The organism is Gillisia limnaea DSM 15749, assembly GCF_000243235.1.
GTDB lineage: Bacteria > Bacteroidota > Bacteroidia > Flavobacteriales > Flavobacteriaceae > Gillisia > Gillisia limnaea.
The window spans coordinates 855,669-871,305 of the sequence record NZ_JH594606.1 but is presented as its reverse complement, the minus strand read 5'-3'; the positions used below and the strand labels follow the sequence as shown (position 1 = coordinate 871,305).

General features: G+C 39.9%; 15 protein-coding genes. 13 read left to right on the top strand and 2 right to left on the bottom strand.

Annotation, left to right across the window (positions count from 1 at the left end; translation table 11 throughout):
- Nucleotide 1 precedes the first annotated feature (1 nt).
- The 4 genes from GILLI_RS17625 (at nucleotide 2) to GILLI_RS05585 (ending at nucleotide 6,314) form a co-directional block, all read left to right on the top strand.
- Complete coding sequence (locus GILLI_RS17625) at nucleotides 2-3,139, top strand: vitamin B12 dependent-methionine synthase activation domain-containing protein (protein ID WP_006988141.1); 3,138 nt, start codon at nucleotides 2-4, stop codon at nucleotides 3,137-3,139.
- 108 nt (nucleotides 3,140-3,247) lie between these two features.
- Nucleotides 3,248-4,204, top strand: coding sequence for a methylenetetrahydrofolate reductase [NAD(P)H] (gene metF, locus GILLI_RS05595; protein ID WP_006988140.1), 957 nt, complete (start codon nucleotides 3,248-3,250; stop codon nucleotides 4,202-4,204).
- A 159-nt stretch (nucleotides 4,205-4,363) separates the two neighbouring features.
- The gene (locus GILLI_RS05590) at nucleotides 4,364-5,467 is read left to right on the top strand and encodes an acyloxyacyl hydrolase (protein WP_006988139.1); all 1,104 of its coding nucleotides are present in this window, start codon (nucleotides 4,364-4,366) and stop codon (nucleotides 5,465-5,467) included.
- A gap of 85 nt (nucleotides 5,468-5,552) precedes the next feature.
- Nucleotides 5,553-6,314 (top strand): head GIN domain-containing protein, encoded by a 762-nt coding sequence (locus tag GILLI_RS05585; RefSeq protein ID WP_006988137.1) that lies wholly within the window; start codon nucleotides 5,553-5,555, stop codon nucleotides 6,312-6,314.
- Nucleotides 6,315-6,376: 62 nt separating this feature from the next.
- On the opposite strand, the gene gldA is transcribed toward GILLI_RS05585, so the two are convergent.
- A complete protein-coding gene (gldA, locus tag GILLI_RS05580) occupies nucleotides 6,377-7,324 on the bottom strand; it encodes a gliding motility-associated ABC transporter ATP-binding subunit GldA (protein ID WP_006988136.1) in 948 nt (315 codons plus the stop codon).
- Between the two features lie 317 nt (nucleotides 7,325-7,641).
- Here gldA and GILLI_RS05575 point away from each other — a divergent pair, with 317 nt between their 5' ends.
- From GILLI_RS05575 to GILLI_RS05560, 4 genes are read left to right on the top strand one after another with little or no spacing between them, the layout of a single operon-like run.
- Entirely contained in the window at nucleotides 7,642-8,466 is an 825-nt protein-coding gene (locus GILLI_RS05575) for a prephenate dehydratase (RefSeq protein WP_040506854.1), read from the top strand.
- Nucleotides 8,463-9,611 (top strand): pyridoxal phosphate-dependent aminotransferase, encoded by a 1,149-nt coding sequence (locus GILLI_RS05570; protein WP_006988134.1) that lies wholly within the window; start codon nucleotides 8,463-8,465, stop codon nucleotides 9,609-9,611. Before GILLI_RS05575 ends, GILLI_RS05570 begins: the two co-directional genes overlap by 4 nt.
- On the top strand, nucleotides 9,608-10,456 hold the full coding sequence (locus GILLI_RS05565; protein ID WP_006988133.1) for a prephenate dehydrogenase: 849 nt from the start codon (nucleotides 9,608-9,610) through the stop codon (nucleotides 10,454-10,456). The genes GILLI_RS05570 and GILLI_RS05565 overlap by 4 nt, the downstream gene beginning before the upstream one ends.
- Nucleotides 10,457-10,478: 22 nt before the next feature.
- Nucleotides 10,479-11,564 carry a bifunctional 3-deoxy-7-phosphoheptulonate synthase/chorismate mutase type II gene (locus tag GILLI_RS05560; protein ID WP_006988132.1) on the top strand — a complete coding sequence of 362 codons (1,086 nt, stop codon included), beginning with the start codon at nucleotides 10,479-10,481 and terminating at the stop codon, nucleotides 11,562-11,564.
- A gap of 64 nt (nucleotides 11,565-11,628) precedes the next feature.
- Here GILLI_RS05560 and GILLI_RS05555 read toward each other — a convergent pair whose 3' ends face one another.
- Entirely contained in the window at nucleotides 11,629-12,276 is a 648-nt protein-coding gene (locus GILLI_RS05555; protein ID WP_006988131.1) for a hypothetical protein, read from the bottom strand.
- Between the two features lie 76 nt (nucleotides 12,277-12,352).
- Between GILLI_RS05555 and rsgA the strand changes: the two genes are divergently transcribed.
- The 5 genes from rsgA to aroA are packed head-to-tail and all read left to right on the top strand — an operon-like array spanning nucleotide 12,353 to nucleotide 15,621.
- A complete protein-coding gene (gene rsgA, locus GILLI_RS05550) occupies nucleotides 12,353-13,309 on the top strand; it encodes a ribosome small subunit-dependent GTPase A (protein WP_006988130.1) in 957 nt (318 codons plus the stop codon).
- Nucleotides 13,306-13,758 carry a D-aminoacyl-tRNA deacylase gene (gene dtd / locus GILLI_RS05545; protein WP_006988129.1) on the top strand — a complete coding sequence of 151 codons (453 nt, stop codon included), beginning with the start codon at nucleotides 13,306-13,308 and terminating at the stop codon, nucleotides 13,756-13,758. The genes rsgA and dtd overlap by 4 nt, the downstream gene beginning before the upstream one ends.
- The gene (locus GILLI_RS05540; protein ID WP_006988128.1) at nucleotides 13,758-14,084 is read left to right on the top strand and encodes a nucleotide pyrophosphohydrolase; all 327 of its coding nucleotides are present in this window, start codon (nucleotides 13,758-13,760) and stop codon (nucleotides 14,082-14,084) included. Before dtd ends, GILLI_RS05540 begins: the two co-directional genes overlap by 1 nt.
- Complete coding sequence (locus GILLI_RS05535; RefSeq protein WP_006988127.1) at nucleotides 14,085-14,351, top strand: hypothetical protein; 267 nt, start codon at nucleotides 14,085-14,087, stop codon at nucleotides 14,349-14,351.
- A gap of 40 nt (nucleotides 14,352-14,391) precedes the next feature.
- Complete coding sequence (gene aroA, locus GILLI_RS05530) at nucleotides 14,392-15,621, top strand: 3-phosphoshikimate 1-carboxyvinyltransferase (protein ID WP_006988126.1); 1,230 nt, start codon at nucleotides 14,392-14,394, stop codon at nucleotides 15,619-15,621.
- Nucleotides 15,622-15,637: the final 16 nt, after the last annotated feature.

Below are 15,637 nucleotides of genomic sequence, written 5' to 3'. Positions count from 1 at the left end.
AATGGCACATAAACCCGATATCATTCAACCGAAAAATCCTGTAGATTTTTCTACAGAAAAAAAGGCCCTGCGTCCGTTAAAATTGTCCGGTCTGGAACCGCTTATCATCACTCCGGAAAGCAATTTCATCAATGTGGGCGAACGCACCAATGTTGCAGGATCCAAGAAATTCCTCCGTCTCATAAACGAAGGGAATTTTGAGGAAGCCCTAAATATTGCCAGAGACCAGGTGGATGGCGGAGCCCAGATCATCGATATAAATATGGACGATGGACTCATCGAGGGAAAAGAGGCGATGGTCAAATTTTTAAATTTGATCATGGCCGAGCCTGATATTTCCCGCGTTCCCATCATGATAGATAGCTCGAAATGGGAAATTATAGAAGCCGGGCTTCAGGTAGTCCAGGGGAAATGTGTGGTGAATTCTATAAGTCTCAAAGAAGGAGAAGAGGAATTTTTAAGCCATGCTAAAAAGATAAAGCGCTATGGTGCTGCGGTTGTTGTGATGGCTTTTGATGAAGTTGGTCAGGCTGATAATTTTGAGCGAAGGATTGAAATTGCAGAACGATCCTATAGAATTCTCACTCAGAAGCTAAATTTTCCGCCTGAAGATATCATCTTCGATCTTAATATTTTTCCCGTAGCAACCGGGATGGAGGAGCATCGAAGAAATTCCATCGACTTTATCGATGCGGTTCGCTGGGTAAAACAAAATTTGCCTTATTGTAGTTTAAGCGGTGGTGTGAGCAATGTTTCGTTCTCTTTCCGCGGGAATAATCCCGTGAGGGAAGCCATGCATTCTGTCTTTTTGTATCACGCGATTAAAGCGGGAATGAATATAGGGATTGTAAATCCTGCTCTGTTGGATGTATATGACAATATTCCAAAGGATTTGTTAGAGAGGGTGGAAGATGTGATTCTGGACCGACGGGATGATGCAACAGAGCGGTTGTTAAGTTTTGCAGAGCAGGTAGTTGGAACGGCCAGGGAAAACAAGGTAGATCTTTCCTGGAGGGAAAATCCTTTGCAGGATAGAATAACACATGCGTTGGTTAAAGGAATAGATGCCTATATACTGGAAGATATCGAAGCCGCCAGGCAGGAAGCCGCACAACCCATTGAAGTCATTGAAGGTCATCTTATGACGGGGATGAATGTGGTTGGAGATCTTTTTGGAAGTGGAAAAATGTTTTTACCCCAGGTGGTTAAATCGGCCCGGGTAATGAAAAAGGCGGTAGCTTATTTGTTGCCTTTTATTGAAGAAGCGAAAGCCCCCCAGCCCCCGAAGGGGGAGCAATACTGGAAATCTGCTGATCCTATGTTGTACGGTTTGATGAAGAAATTAGCTCAAAAAATGAGGTATAACAATCCTACCCACGCTGAAACTGTGCTGTGGAATGAACTCAGTAATAAAAAACTGGAAGGATATAAATTCAGAAGACAACATATTATAGGTGGTTATATAGCAGATTTTGTTTGCCTTAAAGAACGTTTAATTGTTGAGGTAGATGGATTAATCCATCAACTGCCGGAAAATAAAAAGAGCGACGAAGAGCGAACACAATGGCTGAAGGAGCAGGGATTTAGGGTTGTACGCTTTACCAATGAAGATGTTCTCGATAATCTGGAAAAAGTCATGAACGAGCTAGCGAGTGAACTAAAAAAGGCTCCCCCATCGGGGGCGGGGGGGGCTGGCCGCATTCTTCTGGCAACCGTTAAAGGCGATGTTCACGATATTGGAAAAAATATAGTTGGGGTGGTTTTAGCCTGTAATAATTATGAGATCATAGATCTTGGCGTGATGGTAGCACCCGAGAAGATCATTGAAACAGCAAAAAGGGAGAATGTAGATGTTATTGGCCTTAGCGGATTGATCACTCCATCCCTGGATGAAATGGTTTTTTTGGCGAAGGAGATGCAACGACAAAATTTTACGGTTCCTTTATTGATTGGCGGTGCAACTACCTCTAAGGCACATACCGCGGTAAAAATAGATACTCAGTACAAAAATGCAGTGGTCCATGTAAATGATGCTTCCAGGGCGGTTACAGTAGTGGGGAATTTACTCAAGGAAAACTCCCGGAAAAAATATATGGAGGATCTAAAGGTAGATTATGACACTTTCAGAAATAACTTCCTTAAAAGGGGAAAGGTGAAGGATTACCTTTCTCTTGCTGAAGCCCGGAAAAATAAATTTAAGATCGACTGGGAAACCTCGAAGATCAAAAGTCCGATAAAACCGGGGATCCATATCATCGAAGATTTTGATCTTAAAAAACTGGAAGAATTCATCGACTGGACCCCCTTTTTCAGAAGTTGGGAATTGCACGGAAAATATCCTGCTATTTTAACCGATGAGGTGGTTGGCGAACATGCTACTTCCTTGTTTAAGGATGCACAGGTTTTACTGCAAAGAATTCTTAATGAGAAATTATTAAAGGCAAAAGCAGTCTACGGATTGTTCCCTGCAAATTCTGTCAATCACGATGATATCGAGATCACCTATAAAGACAATTCCGAAGAAAAAAAGATGATCTTCAGGACCCTGCGGCAGCAGTTGAAGAAATATGAGGGAAAGCCAAATTTTGCTTTAGCCGATTTTATTGCACCAAAGGAAACCGGAATTGAGGATCATATTGGATGTTTTTGTGTTACTACCGGATTTGGAACCCAGGAACTGGCAGATGGATTTGAGAAAGATCACGATGATTACAATTCGATTATGATCAAAGCATTATCAGACAGGCTCGTGGAAGCTTTTGCAGAATATCTTCATAAACAAATTAGAACAGAGGATTGGGGGTATGATACAGATGAAAAGCTTAGCAATGAGGAGCTCATCAAAGAAAGTTATAAAGGGATTCGGCCCGCGCCCGGCTATCCTGCCTGCCCGGATCATCTTGAAAAGATAAGTATTTGGGAAGTATTGAAAGTAGAAGAACATATAGGAGTGAAATTAACAGAAAGCCTTGCCATGTGGCCGGCTTCAAGCGTTAGCGGATATTATTTTGCCAATCCTGAAGCCCGTTATTTTGGACTGGGAAAGATCACTGCAGACCAGGTGAAGGATTTCGCCGAAAGAAAAGATGTGTCATTAAAATTTGCCGAAAAATGGCTAAACCCCAATATCGCAGATTAGGAAATTCAGGGTTAGTTGTAGAAAAGTTAATCCTGGATTGAAGTTTTAAAATGTATAATTAAATAAAATGCCCAAAGCCCCCTTCGAAGTAAGGGTTGGGAGAGGTCTATGAAAATAACAGAACACATACAAGCTTCAAATGGAAAAGCTTTATTTTCCTTTGAAATACTTCCACCTTTAAAAGGACAGAATATCCAGTCAATTTTTGATTCGATTGATCCTTTGATGGAATTCAAACCTCCATTTATAGATGTTACGTATCATAGGGAGGAATATGTTTATACCGAGCAGAAGAATGGTTTTCTCGAAAAGAAGGTCGTTAGAAAACGTCCCGGCACCGTGGGGATTTGTGCGGCTATCCAAAATAAATATCAGGTGGATGCAGTTCCACATATCTTATGTGGAGGTTTCAATAAGGAAGACACCGAGAATTTTTTGATCGATCTGGATTTCCTGGGAATTAAGAATGTGGTTGCATTGCGGGGAGATGCGGTAAAGAGTGAAACCTATTTTAGTCCGGAGCCGGGAGGGAATATTTATGCAAAAGATCTGGTAGAACAAATCAATGCTTTGAACCAGGGGAAATACCTGGACCACGCGATGGAAAACGGTAATAAAACCGACTTCTGTATTGGGGTTGCCGGCTATCCTGAAAAACACATGGAAGCACCCAATTTAGATAAGGATATTGAACGCCTTAAGGAAAAAGTGAAATCTGGAGCAGAATATATAGTAACCCAAATGTTTTTTGATAACAGCAAATATTTTGAATTTGTTGAAAAATGCCGAAAAAGCGGAATAAATGTGCCAATTATACCCGGTTTAAAGCCAATTGCCACGAAAAATCAATTAACCGTGCTTCCACATAGATTCCACGTAGATATTCCCGATGATCTTATTTTAGAAATAGAAAAATGCCGGGATAACAAGGAAGTACATAAAGTGGGAATTGAATGGTGTATTAATCAGAGTAAGGAATTAATAGAAAAAGGGGTTCCTGTGCTGCACTATTATTCAATGGGAAGAAGCACCAATATTCAGAAAATAGCATCGGCTATATTTTAATCCCTAATTGAAGTTTTAACCCGCCTGGTACGGGCGGAGAAAATTCTGAATATTTCTATTTTTACATAACTTTTGACCTTGCGCACTGGAATTATTTATTTTTGGTTCGCTTAAACCAAAGGCAGGATTTTGTCGTAATTATAGTAGATTTGCCCCCGTATGAAAAAAATCACTCTCTGCTTATTTTTGCTTTCCTATGCTTTCTCCCATTCCCAAAATGAGATAAAAAAATACTATGCTTTTGATGCCAACTATTTTTACGGGTCTATCATGGAACATAACCCGGACCTTGCGCATCTTATCACCGGGCATCCTACCGGGGTTATTTTGAGCTTGAACCGCAAAACCTACGGCCTGGAAGCCTGGGAACGGAGATACAATTATCCCGATTTTGGTTATTCCTTTTCCTACCAGGATATGAAAAATGAGTTTCTTGGAGAGAGTTACGCGCTGTATGCGCATTTTAATTTTTATTTCCTGAAACGAAATTTAATGTTTCGGATAGGGCAGGGCCTGGCATATAACACCAATCCATATCATCAGGATGATAATTATTTCAACAATGCCTTTGGGTCTTCGGTGATGAGTTCTACCTATTTAATGGCAAATTATCACAGGCAAAATATCTTTAAAGGTTTTGGATTGCAGGCAGGGGTTTCCATAATACATTATTCCAATGCCGATTTTAAATCTCCAAATAACAGCACCAATACGTTCACCTTTAACCTGGGATTAAACTATTTGCTGGAACATGAGAATATTCCCGAATTTATTCCGAAGGATCCAAAAGAAAAAAAATATAGCGAACCTATACATTATAATTTTGCCTTAAGGAGCGGGGTTAATACCCCCGGAATTATAGGGTCTAAAACGTATCCTTTCCTTACTTTAACTGCTTTTGCAGATAAAGTGATCAATAAAAAAAGTACGCTTCAGGCCGGGACAGAGGTTTTCTTCTCCAGGGCCTTGGAGGAATTTATTTACTACCAATCTGTAGCCTTTCCATCCGGAAAAACCGTTGGGGATGAAGATTCTAAAAGGGTTGGGGTCTTCGTGGGACATCAACTTAGCTTTAATAAAATGAGCCTGATCACCCAGGTAGGCTTTTATGCCTATTACCCGTATGATGATTATGTGGAGAGAATCTATAACAGATTGGGGTTGAGAAGGAAGATTTCAGAGAATTGGTGGGCTTCGGCAACGGTGAGGTCTCATGCAGCCAACGCAGAAGCGGTAGAATTTACTTTAGGATACAGATTATGAAAAATCCATTAGAAGAATTTTCTCAAACAGCAAATGATTATGTGGATGTTACATATGGCAGTTTAAAAACAATAAATAGCAACAGATGAAACAGGTATTTGGATATATAATGCTATTCCTCATAGTTTTGGGCTGTGATGCAGAAGATGCTCCCGGCTGTTTCAAAAAGGCCGGAACTATTACTTCAGAAGTGGTGGAAGTGGCTGCATTCGAAGAAATTATTGTGTATGAAAGGGTGAAACTCTTTATCAGGCAAGGTCCTGTTCAAAAAGTGGAAATCGAGACCGGAGAGAATTTACGCAAGGATGTTTCGGTAATTGTTGAAAACAACCGCTTGAGCATACGAAATGAAAATTCCTGCAATCTGGTAAGGGATTATGAGATTACAAGGGTAACGGTTACAATGCCTAATTTAACCTGGTTGCAAAACAGCAGTGGAAGTGCCATTGAAAGCATTGGTGTATTAGAACTTGAAGATCTCTGGTTGCGATCTGTAAATCAGGAAAGAGATCCTTCTATACATACCAACGGGGATTTTATCCTGGAACTCGATGTGGAAAACCTAAGGATCACAAACGATAATATTTCCAATTATTTTCTCTCCGGAAAAGTTGAAAATTTCAACGCGTTTTTCGCAGCAGGAGATGCCAGACTGGAGGCAGGAAATCTTATTGTACAGCGATATGATATCTTTCACAGAGGTACCAATAAAATGATGATTAATCCACAGGAATCACTTCAGGGAGAAATACGCAGCACCGGAGATGTGATCTCTAAAAACCGACCCCCAAACGTGCGGGTAAAGGAATTTTATACAGGAAGATTGATTTTTGACGAAGCCCCCTAAAAAGCCCCACTAAAAAGCCCCCTAACCCCCAAAGGGGGAATAAAAAATTCTCTGGGAAAATTTTAAGCTCCCCCTTTGGGGGCGGGGGGGGCTTTGACTGATGTTAATTCTGAAAACAGGTTTTCTAAATTTTTGGTCTTCCTGTTTAGCTGAAGGGTTTTGAGTCCCTTATCGTGGGCAAAATCAAAAACCGCAGGTCGCATATCTTTTTTGGAATCAAACCTTAGCTCGTAATGAAATCCGCCGGTATTCTTAGCCGAACTAAGATATGGTAGTTCCTGCAATGCGACTTCTTCAATTCTGTAATCAAATTCCACGTGGATAATTTGAATGCTGTCATCCCGAAGTTCGCTCATTTTCATATCGGCCACAATTTTTCCGTGGTTTATTATGATCACCCGGTCGCAAATGGCTTCCACTTCCTGCATAATATGTGTGGAAAGAAAGATGGTTTTTCCTGCCCGCCCGTCGGGTTGATCTTTTGCTATGTTCAGGATTAAATTTCGTATTTCGGTAAGTTGATTTGGATCCAGTCCGGTGGTGGGTTCATCCAGTATTAAAACATCCGGATCGTGCAGCAATGCTGCAGCAAGACCCACCCGCTGCCGGTAGCCTTTAGAAAGTTGGTGAATCTTTTTATTTGCTTCAGGAGTAAGTCCGGTAAGCTGGATCACCTCCTCAATTCTGGCTTTATTGGTCTTAAAGACCGCTGCATTAAATTGCAAATATTCCCTTACATACATTTCGGTATATAATGGATTGTGTTCCGGAAGATAGCCTATGCTTTGCTGAACTTTTTCCAGCTCCTGCGGAATTTGAAAATTATTCACGCTTGCAACCCCTTCTGAAGGGGATAAAAATCCGGTAAGAATTTTCATCAAGGTGGATTTACCCGCTCCATTAGGGCCTAAAAACCCAACAATTTCACCCTTATTAATAGAAAAGGAAACCTTGTCCAGCGCTTTTTGATCCCCGTAAAACTTAGATAATTCCTTAACCCAAATAGACATAGCAAAAGTTTTTTTAAAAGTAATGATAAATTTTGTTAAGCTTGTCAGGGTTTTTTGAAACTCTTTAGCCTATAAAACTAAGTTTTAACGAAATCGGTTTCGTATAAAAAACAAAATTTTTTTGCTGATTTTTAAAATTAAATTCTACATTAGCGAAATACAAAAAGGAACAATGATCAATTTATTTACCTGGAACGCATTCTATTACTTTTATTTCTATTACAGAGATAGAATCGGGAGCGGCATGTAATTAAATGAAAAATTATATTTCAAATCCCGATGGCAACATCGGGATTTTTTTTATTAAAAATTTTAAAATGGAAAAAATTATAGGAATTCAGGGAGCTCAAGGTTCATTTCATCATTTGGTGGCCCAGGAATTCTATGGGGAAAATGTGGGAGTTCTGGAATTCATGTCTTTCAGGGAGCTTGTAGACAGCCTCGTGAAAGGTGAATGTGAGGAGGCGGTCATGGCGATCGAGAATTCTATCGCAGGTTCCATTTTGCCGAACTACGCTTTAATCGATGAGAATAATTTGAAGATCGTAGGAGAACATTACATTCCTATCAATATGAATTTAATGGCACTGCCCGGCCAAAGTATTGCAACTATTAAGAAAGTTTATTCGCATCCAATGGCATTGTTGCAGTGCAAGGAATTTTTCAAGGGATATCCCCATATAAAACTTATTGAAGATACGGATACTGCTGAGGTGGCAAAAAGAATATCACAAAATGGTTTAAAACATGTGGCTGCTGTTGCCAGTACCGCTGCAGCAAAATTATTTGGACTGGAAATACTGGCAGAGGAAATACATACCAAAAAAAGCAATGCCACCCGGTTTTTGATCATCAGTAAAAAAATGAAAGAACCAAATGGGGATAAGCTCGATAAAGCCTCGTTGAAGTTTGAACTGGAAAGCAAGCGGGGAAGTTTGGTTTCGGTATTGAACATCATCAGGGATTTTGATATGGATATGACTAAAATTCAGAGTATGCCAATTATTGAAGCGCCCTGGAAATATTCATTTTTTGTGGATGTAACCTTTGAAAATCATTCAGAATTTCTAAAAGCGATGAAAATCCTTGAGGTTATGACAGAACAATTACACGTGTTGGGAACTTATAAAAACAGATTATGATCGAGCAGGCAAACAGATTAAATAAAGTACAGGAGTACTATTTTTCTACAAAACTACAGGAAGTGCGTTCGCTTGCAGCAAGCGGAAAGGATATTATAAACCTTGGGATTGGTAGCCCGGATTTGCCTCCCCCGCCTCAGGTAATAGAGGCTTTAAACCTGGCACTCACCAATACCGGTGCACATCAATATCAGCCGTATAGAGGAACCCTGGATTTTAGGAACGCCATTAAGGAATTTTATAAGAATCATTACCGCGTAGACCTAAATGCAGAAACAGAGATCGTTCCTCTCATGGGAAGTAAAGAAGGGATCACGCATATTTCGATGGCTTTTTTAAATGAGGGCGATGAGGTTTTAATTCCAAATCCCGGATATCCTACCTATACTTCGGTGACCAACCTGGTTGGGGCAAAACCTGTTTATTATAATTTGAAAGAGGAAACCAACTGGAGCCCGGATTTGGAAGAAATTGAAAGCAGAGATCTAAGTAAAGTAAAGCTTATGTGGGTGAATTACCCTCATATGCCTACAGGAGCTTCAGCAAATGAGACGATTTTTGAAGAATTGGTCGCTTTTGCCAGAAGGAATAAGATCCTTATCGTGAATGATAATCCGTACAGTTTTATCCTGAATGATTCTCCAAGGAGCATTTTGGAAGCTGAAGGAGCCAAAGAGGTGGTTTTGGAACTGAATTCTCTAAGTAAGAGTTTTAATATGGCCGGATGGAGAGTTGGAATGGTTTGCGGAAATGAAAAAAACCTGAACACTATTTTAAAAGTGAAGACCAATCTGGATAGCGGGATGTTTTACCCGCTGCAGGCAGGAGCTTCTGCTGCATTGCGGTTACCTGCAAGCTGGTTTACTTCCCTTAACAAGATTTACGCCGGGAGAAAGCAAAAAATCCTGAAGCTCGCAAAAGCACTGGGTTGTATGCCTGGCAAGGATCAATCCGGGATGTTTGTTTGGGCAAAAGTACCTGAAGGGGAAACTTCAGAAGGTTTCGTGAATAATTTATTATACACCCACAGTATTTTCATCGCCCCGGGTTTCATTTTTGGTGATCAGGGGGAAGGATATGTGCGATTTTCCCTTTGCGCAACCGGGGATGTCATTGATCGTGCAATTCAAAGAATAGATAGATGAATATACATATCATAGGAATAGGATTAATAGGAGGCTCTTTTGCACTGGATCTTAAAGCATTTTATCCGCAATCAAAAATTGTTGGCATAGACAATTGCAAAGAACATCTGGAAAAAGCCATGGAATTGGGTCTTATAGATGAAAGCGGAGAACTGGAGGATGTTGTCGATTCAGACCTGGTGATTATTGCTGTTCCGGTGGATGTGGGAATAGGTTTATTAAAGAAAGTGTTGGATAAAATTGGGGACCATACGCTGGTGATTGATGCAGGTTCTACTAAGGAGAAAATTTGTACTGCGGTTGCAACGCATCTAAAACGGCGGAATTTCCTTGCAGCCCATCCTATTTCCGGAACTGAGTTTTCTGGACCTGAAGCAGCAATTTCAGAATTGTACCGAAATAAAACGATGATTATATGTGAGGTGGAAAAAACGGCTTTCAAATTACAGGAAAAAGCCCTGGAAATTTTCAGGCATTTGGGGATGCGAATTCGTTATATGGATGCAAAATCGCACGATAAACATATAGCCTATGTATCGCATTTGTCACACATAAGTTCCTTTATGCTGGGGAAAACGGTTTTGGAGAAGGAAAGGAATGAGCGTGATATATTTGATATGGCGGGCAGCGGATTTGCTTCAACCGTACGACTGGCAAAAAGTTCTCCTGCGATGTGGACGCCCATTTTTCAGCAAAACAGGGAGAATATACTGGAAACCCTCACGGAATATATCAGCAATCTAAATCAATTCAAAAGCCTGATGGAAGAAAATAATTTTGAAGAGGTTTACAGGGAAATGGAAAAAACCAATCATATAAAATCAATTTTAAACGGAATAAATTAATACTAAGATTAAATCGAAGAACATGGAAAACAAGAAAGAACTTAGAAACTGGTTGGATGAATTCAATTTGGATCATCCTTTGGTAATAGCTGGCCCTTGTAGTGCCGAAACCGAAGAACAAGTGGTGAAGATCGCAAAACAATTAAAAGACAGCGATGTGAGTGTATTGCGTGCCGGAATTTGGAAACCAAGAACCCGCCCGGGAAATTTTGAAGGAGTAGGAGCACTTGGTTTAAAATGGATGAAAACCGCCAAAGAGGAAACCGGATTGTTGACCACCACAGAAGTTGCCAATCCTAATCACGTGGAGCTGGCATTGGAGAATGATGTGGATATATTGTGGATTGGAGCACGAACTACGGTTTCTCCATTTATAATTCAGGAAATTGCAGATGCGCTTAAAGGAACCAATAAGACCGTCCTAGTCAAAAACCCGGTAAACCCAGATCTTTCACTTTGGTTGGGAGCTGTAGAGCGGCTTTATACTGCCGATATCAAGAATCTTGGTGTGATACACCGCGGATTTTCAGCCTATGAAAAAACGAAATACAGGAACAATCCGGAATGGCAAATTCCTATAGACCTGCAAAACCGTTTTCCGGATCTTCCTTTAATACTGGATCCTTCCCACATTGCCGGAAGACGCGATATTATTTTTGATCTCTGTCAAACCGCATTGGATTTAAATTACGACGGATTGATGGTGGAAACCCATCACGATCCCGATAATGCCTGGAGCGATGCTGCACAGCAAATCACCCCTGCAACATTGATCCAGTTTATGAAAGATCTAAAAATTAGAAAAGAAATTTCTGAAAGTGTCGATTTTCAGAATAAGCTAAATAATTTAAGAGCGCAAATAGACGTGGCGGATAATCATCTTATAGATCTTTTAGCAAAAAGAATGAGAATTTCAGATGAAATAGGAAAGGTGAAAAAAGACCAGAATGTTTCGGTTTTACAAACCAAACGATGGAATGAGATCCTTGGTAACATGGTGCTGGAAGGAGAACAGGTTGGGTTGAGTGAAGAATTTATACTGCGTCTTTTTAAAGCCGTTCACCAGGAATCTATCAATCATCAGGAAAAGGTGATGAAAGCCAAATAAAATATAAGCTCGCACTATCATCAAATTTATAGTGCGAGCTTATTAATTAAAATACGGATTTATGCTATTTTGTATAGGCCAATCTTCTGGAAGCTTTTCTCATAAGGATGTTTATAAGAGAATCTGTGTTGCTGCCCAAACTTCCTGAAACTCTTTTATTATAGTTCCAAAGGAGTTCTCCATCTACGCCGTTGTTTACGCTCATATTGATGGTAGCTGCATTGGTACTTCCCCAAAAGCCTACGAGCAACCCCAGGGCTATGGAAGCGCCATCGGACATTGGTTTGTCAGTCTCGAAATTTCCTGTGATCACGGCATCTACTTCAAGGAGTTTTGCAAGTGCTTCCGGAGTAAAAAGAGCTAAATTGTCAATTTCGTTGGAGAGCAAAATTGCGTTTGTCTTTTTAGGATCTTGCACATTTACCAATAGATCACCTCTTTTTTTGCGTTGTAAAAACCAGGTGTACATAGAAGATTGAATGGAAAGTCCTTCTCCGGTTTCCATTTCTTTTAATTGTTGAGGGGTGATTTCTTTCATTTGTTTAGGGCGTAAGCTTACCTTTGCAGCAAATGGTAAAATGGCGATAACCTGATGATCTCTGGCAATAGCTTCAAAATTGGCGTGCTCATAAAGATTGGTTTGAGCCGTGGTACTATATCCTGTTAACAGAAGCATGGATAGAACCAATAATTTAAATGTAAATTTGTTCATAAAGATTGATAGTTTTAGTTTATAGATCAAATATATGTTAAAGTTTTTAAGATTTAATTAATATTTAATACAAATAATGAAGGGCTTAGTTTATAAATCTACAGGAAGTTGGTACCAGGTAAAAGCTGAGGATGGGGAGGTTTACAACTGCCGGATAAAAGGAAAATTTAGACTTAAAGGTATTAAAAGCACCAATCCGGTGGCGGTGGGAGACCGGGTGAAATTTGATTTGGAGGAAGGCCTGGAGGATGTGAAAGGAGTTATAAAGGAAATTGAAGACCGGGATAATTACATAATTCGTAAATCTGTAAATCTATCCAAACAAACTCACATCATTGCATCAAATATAGACCAGGCATTTTTACTGGTAACGCTTAATAATCCGCCAACATTCACCACATTTATAGATCGGTTTCTAATTACTGCCGAAGCATATCACATCAAAACGGTGCTGCTCTTCAATAAAATTGATATTTTCAATGAAGATGAGCTGGCAGAGATCAAATTTTTGGCAGCACTTTATCGTGAAATAGGGTATGAATGCCTGGGAATTTCGGCATTAACCGGAAAAAATATAGATAAGGTTAAGGAGATGATGACCGGAAAAACCTCCATGATATCCGGCCATAGCGGTACAGGAAAATCTACCTTGATAAACGCGCTGGAACCTACCCTTGACCTGAAGACCTCCAAGATAAGTACCCAATCCAAACAGGGGCAACATACCACTACCTTTGCAGAGATGTATGATTTGAGTTTTGATGCGCGAATAATCGATACTCCTGGAATAAAGGGATTTGGAGTAGTTGAGATAGAGAAGGAAGAACTGGCGAATTATTTCCCTGAATTTTTTGCTTTAAAAGATCAATGTAAATATTATAATTGTTTACATCTGGAAGAGCCAAAATGTGCCGTAAAAGATGCATTGGAAGATGGAAAGGTTGCCTGGTCCAGGTACAAAAGTTATTTGCAGATAATCAAGGGAGAAGACGAGCAGCAATACAGAATAGATAATTACGAAGACGAAAAATGAGAATAGTTTTACAGAGGGTATCAGAAGCTTCTGTTAGGGTAAAAGGGAGCGTTAACGGTGCTATTAACACCGGGCTTCTGGTATTTTTAGGTATAGAAGAGGCAGACACATTTGAAGATATTGACTGGCTGTGTAATAAGGTCCTGAAAATGCGCATTTTTAATAATGAAAAGAAGGTGATGAACCTTTCTTTGCAGGATATTGACGGCGAGGTTTTAGTGATAAGTCAATTTACGCTTCACGCCAGCACGAAAAAAGGCAACAGGCCAGGTTATATAAAAGCAGCAAAACCGGAGATTGCCATTCCTTTGTACGAGGAATTCAATAAACATCTTGAGAAGTTGCTTGGAAAACCTATAAAAACCGGAATTTTTGGGGCAGATATGAAGGTTTCTCTTTTAAATGATGGCCCGGTCACAATTTTAATCGATTCAAAAAACAGGGAATAATGGATATTCAAAATTCACAGCTTGCAGTAGATGAATGGATAAAATCGCACGGAGTTCGGTATTTTAACGAACTCACCAATATGGCGCAACTCACAGAGGAAGTAGGAGAAGTGGCCCGCATCATTGCACGCCGTTATGGCGAACAAAGTGAAAAAGAAAGCGATAAGGATAAAGATCTGGGTGAAGAACTCGCAGATGTGGTTTTCGTGGTGCTTTGCCTCGCAAATCAAACCGGTATAGACCTTCAAAAATCCTTTGATAAGAAACTGGATTTGAAAACCAAAAGGGATCATGATCGTCATCAAAACAATGAAAAACTTAAATAAATGGCTTTTAAACGAATAGTTAAAGACAAAGCGTTTTGGAAATCGGTGGTTGGAATGGGGATTGCATTTGCCATTATTTATCACTTTATTTCCATGTTATTTGAATACGGCGGATTTCAATTCTCGAAGTTTTTTGAAGCTAAACTCGGCGACGGAAATTGGGTTCAATTTGTACTGGGAACTATTCTTGCTTCCCTGGTTTACGGATTTATTATTTCTTACGGCCAGTTTAGTTCTAAGATAAAAAAGGAAGAAAGAGACCGCTAAAGGTTGTTTATTTTAAAAGATTTAATCCGAAGTTTATAAAATGAAGATTCAACTATCCCATTCTCAAAAACACCTGAAAGGAGAATTACAAATCACCGGTTCCAAAAGCGAATCCAACAGAGTTTTGATCCTGCAGGCACTTTATCCGGGCATCAGCCTGGAAAATCTTTCCAATAGTGATGATTCCAGGGTGATGCAGGAAGCTTTACTAAGAAATTCGGGAACTGTAGATATTCATCATGCAGGAACGGCTATGAGGTTCCTAACGGCATATTTTGCAGCGAAAAAAGGCTGTGAGGTAATCCTTACCGGTAGCAAACGAATGAAGGAACGACCTGTAAAATTATTGGTTGAAGCATTAAAAGAGCTGGGTGCGGAAATTTCTTACTTGGAACATGACGGCTTTCCGCCATTAAAAATAAGCGGAAAAGAACTTAGGAAAAGTTTTGTTTCGGTTGAGGCTAACATCAGCAGCCAATATATTTCTGCTTTGATGTTGATCGCACCATCCTTGCCGGAAGGCCTGGAGATACAGTTGGAAGGTAAGGTAACTTCCACCCCATACATAGAAATGACCTTAGAACTATTGCATTTTTTGGGGATTGAAGGCAATTTTACAGGGAATAAAATAAAAATACAACCCAAGAAAAACCTTGGATCCAAAAAGGTTCAAATTGAATCGGACTGGAGCTCTGCTTCTTATTTTTATAGTCTTGCAGCAATTAGCGAAACCGCAGATCTTAAACTTTCAAATTACAGAAAAACAAGCCTGCAGGGAGATTCCAGTATCGCTGAAATTTATAAACATTTTGGAGTCGCGACGCGGTTTGAAGGGAATTCCATAATCCTGGAAAAACGCCCTTGTAAGAAACCCCGGCGTATCATTGAAAATCTTCAAAATGCTCCAGATATCGCTCAAACCATCGCCGTTACCTGTCTGGCTTTGGGCATTGAATGTGAACTAAACGGGTTACACACCTTAAAAATCAAAGAAACCGACCGCCTGGTTGCCTTAAAAACCGAAATGGAAAAACTGGGAGCCAGGGTAACTATCACAGAGGATAGCCTTCAGCTATTCCCGTTAAAAACGCTGAATAAAAATTGTTCTATCGCTACATACAACGATCATAGAATGGCGATGGCTTTTGCACCACTGGCATTAAAAGTACCATTGGAAATAGAGGACTCAGGAGTGGTTTCAAAATCATATCCCGGCTTTTGGGAAGATTTGGAACAAGTAGGTTTTAGCCTTGTAAAGTCTTCTAAATAAAGCTTTTCTTCAAATA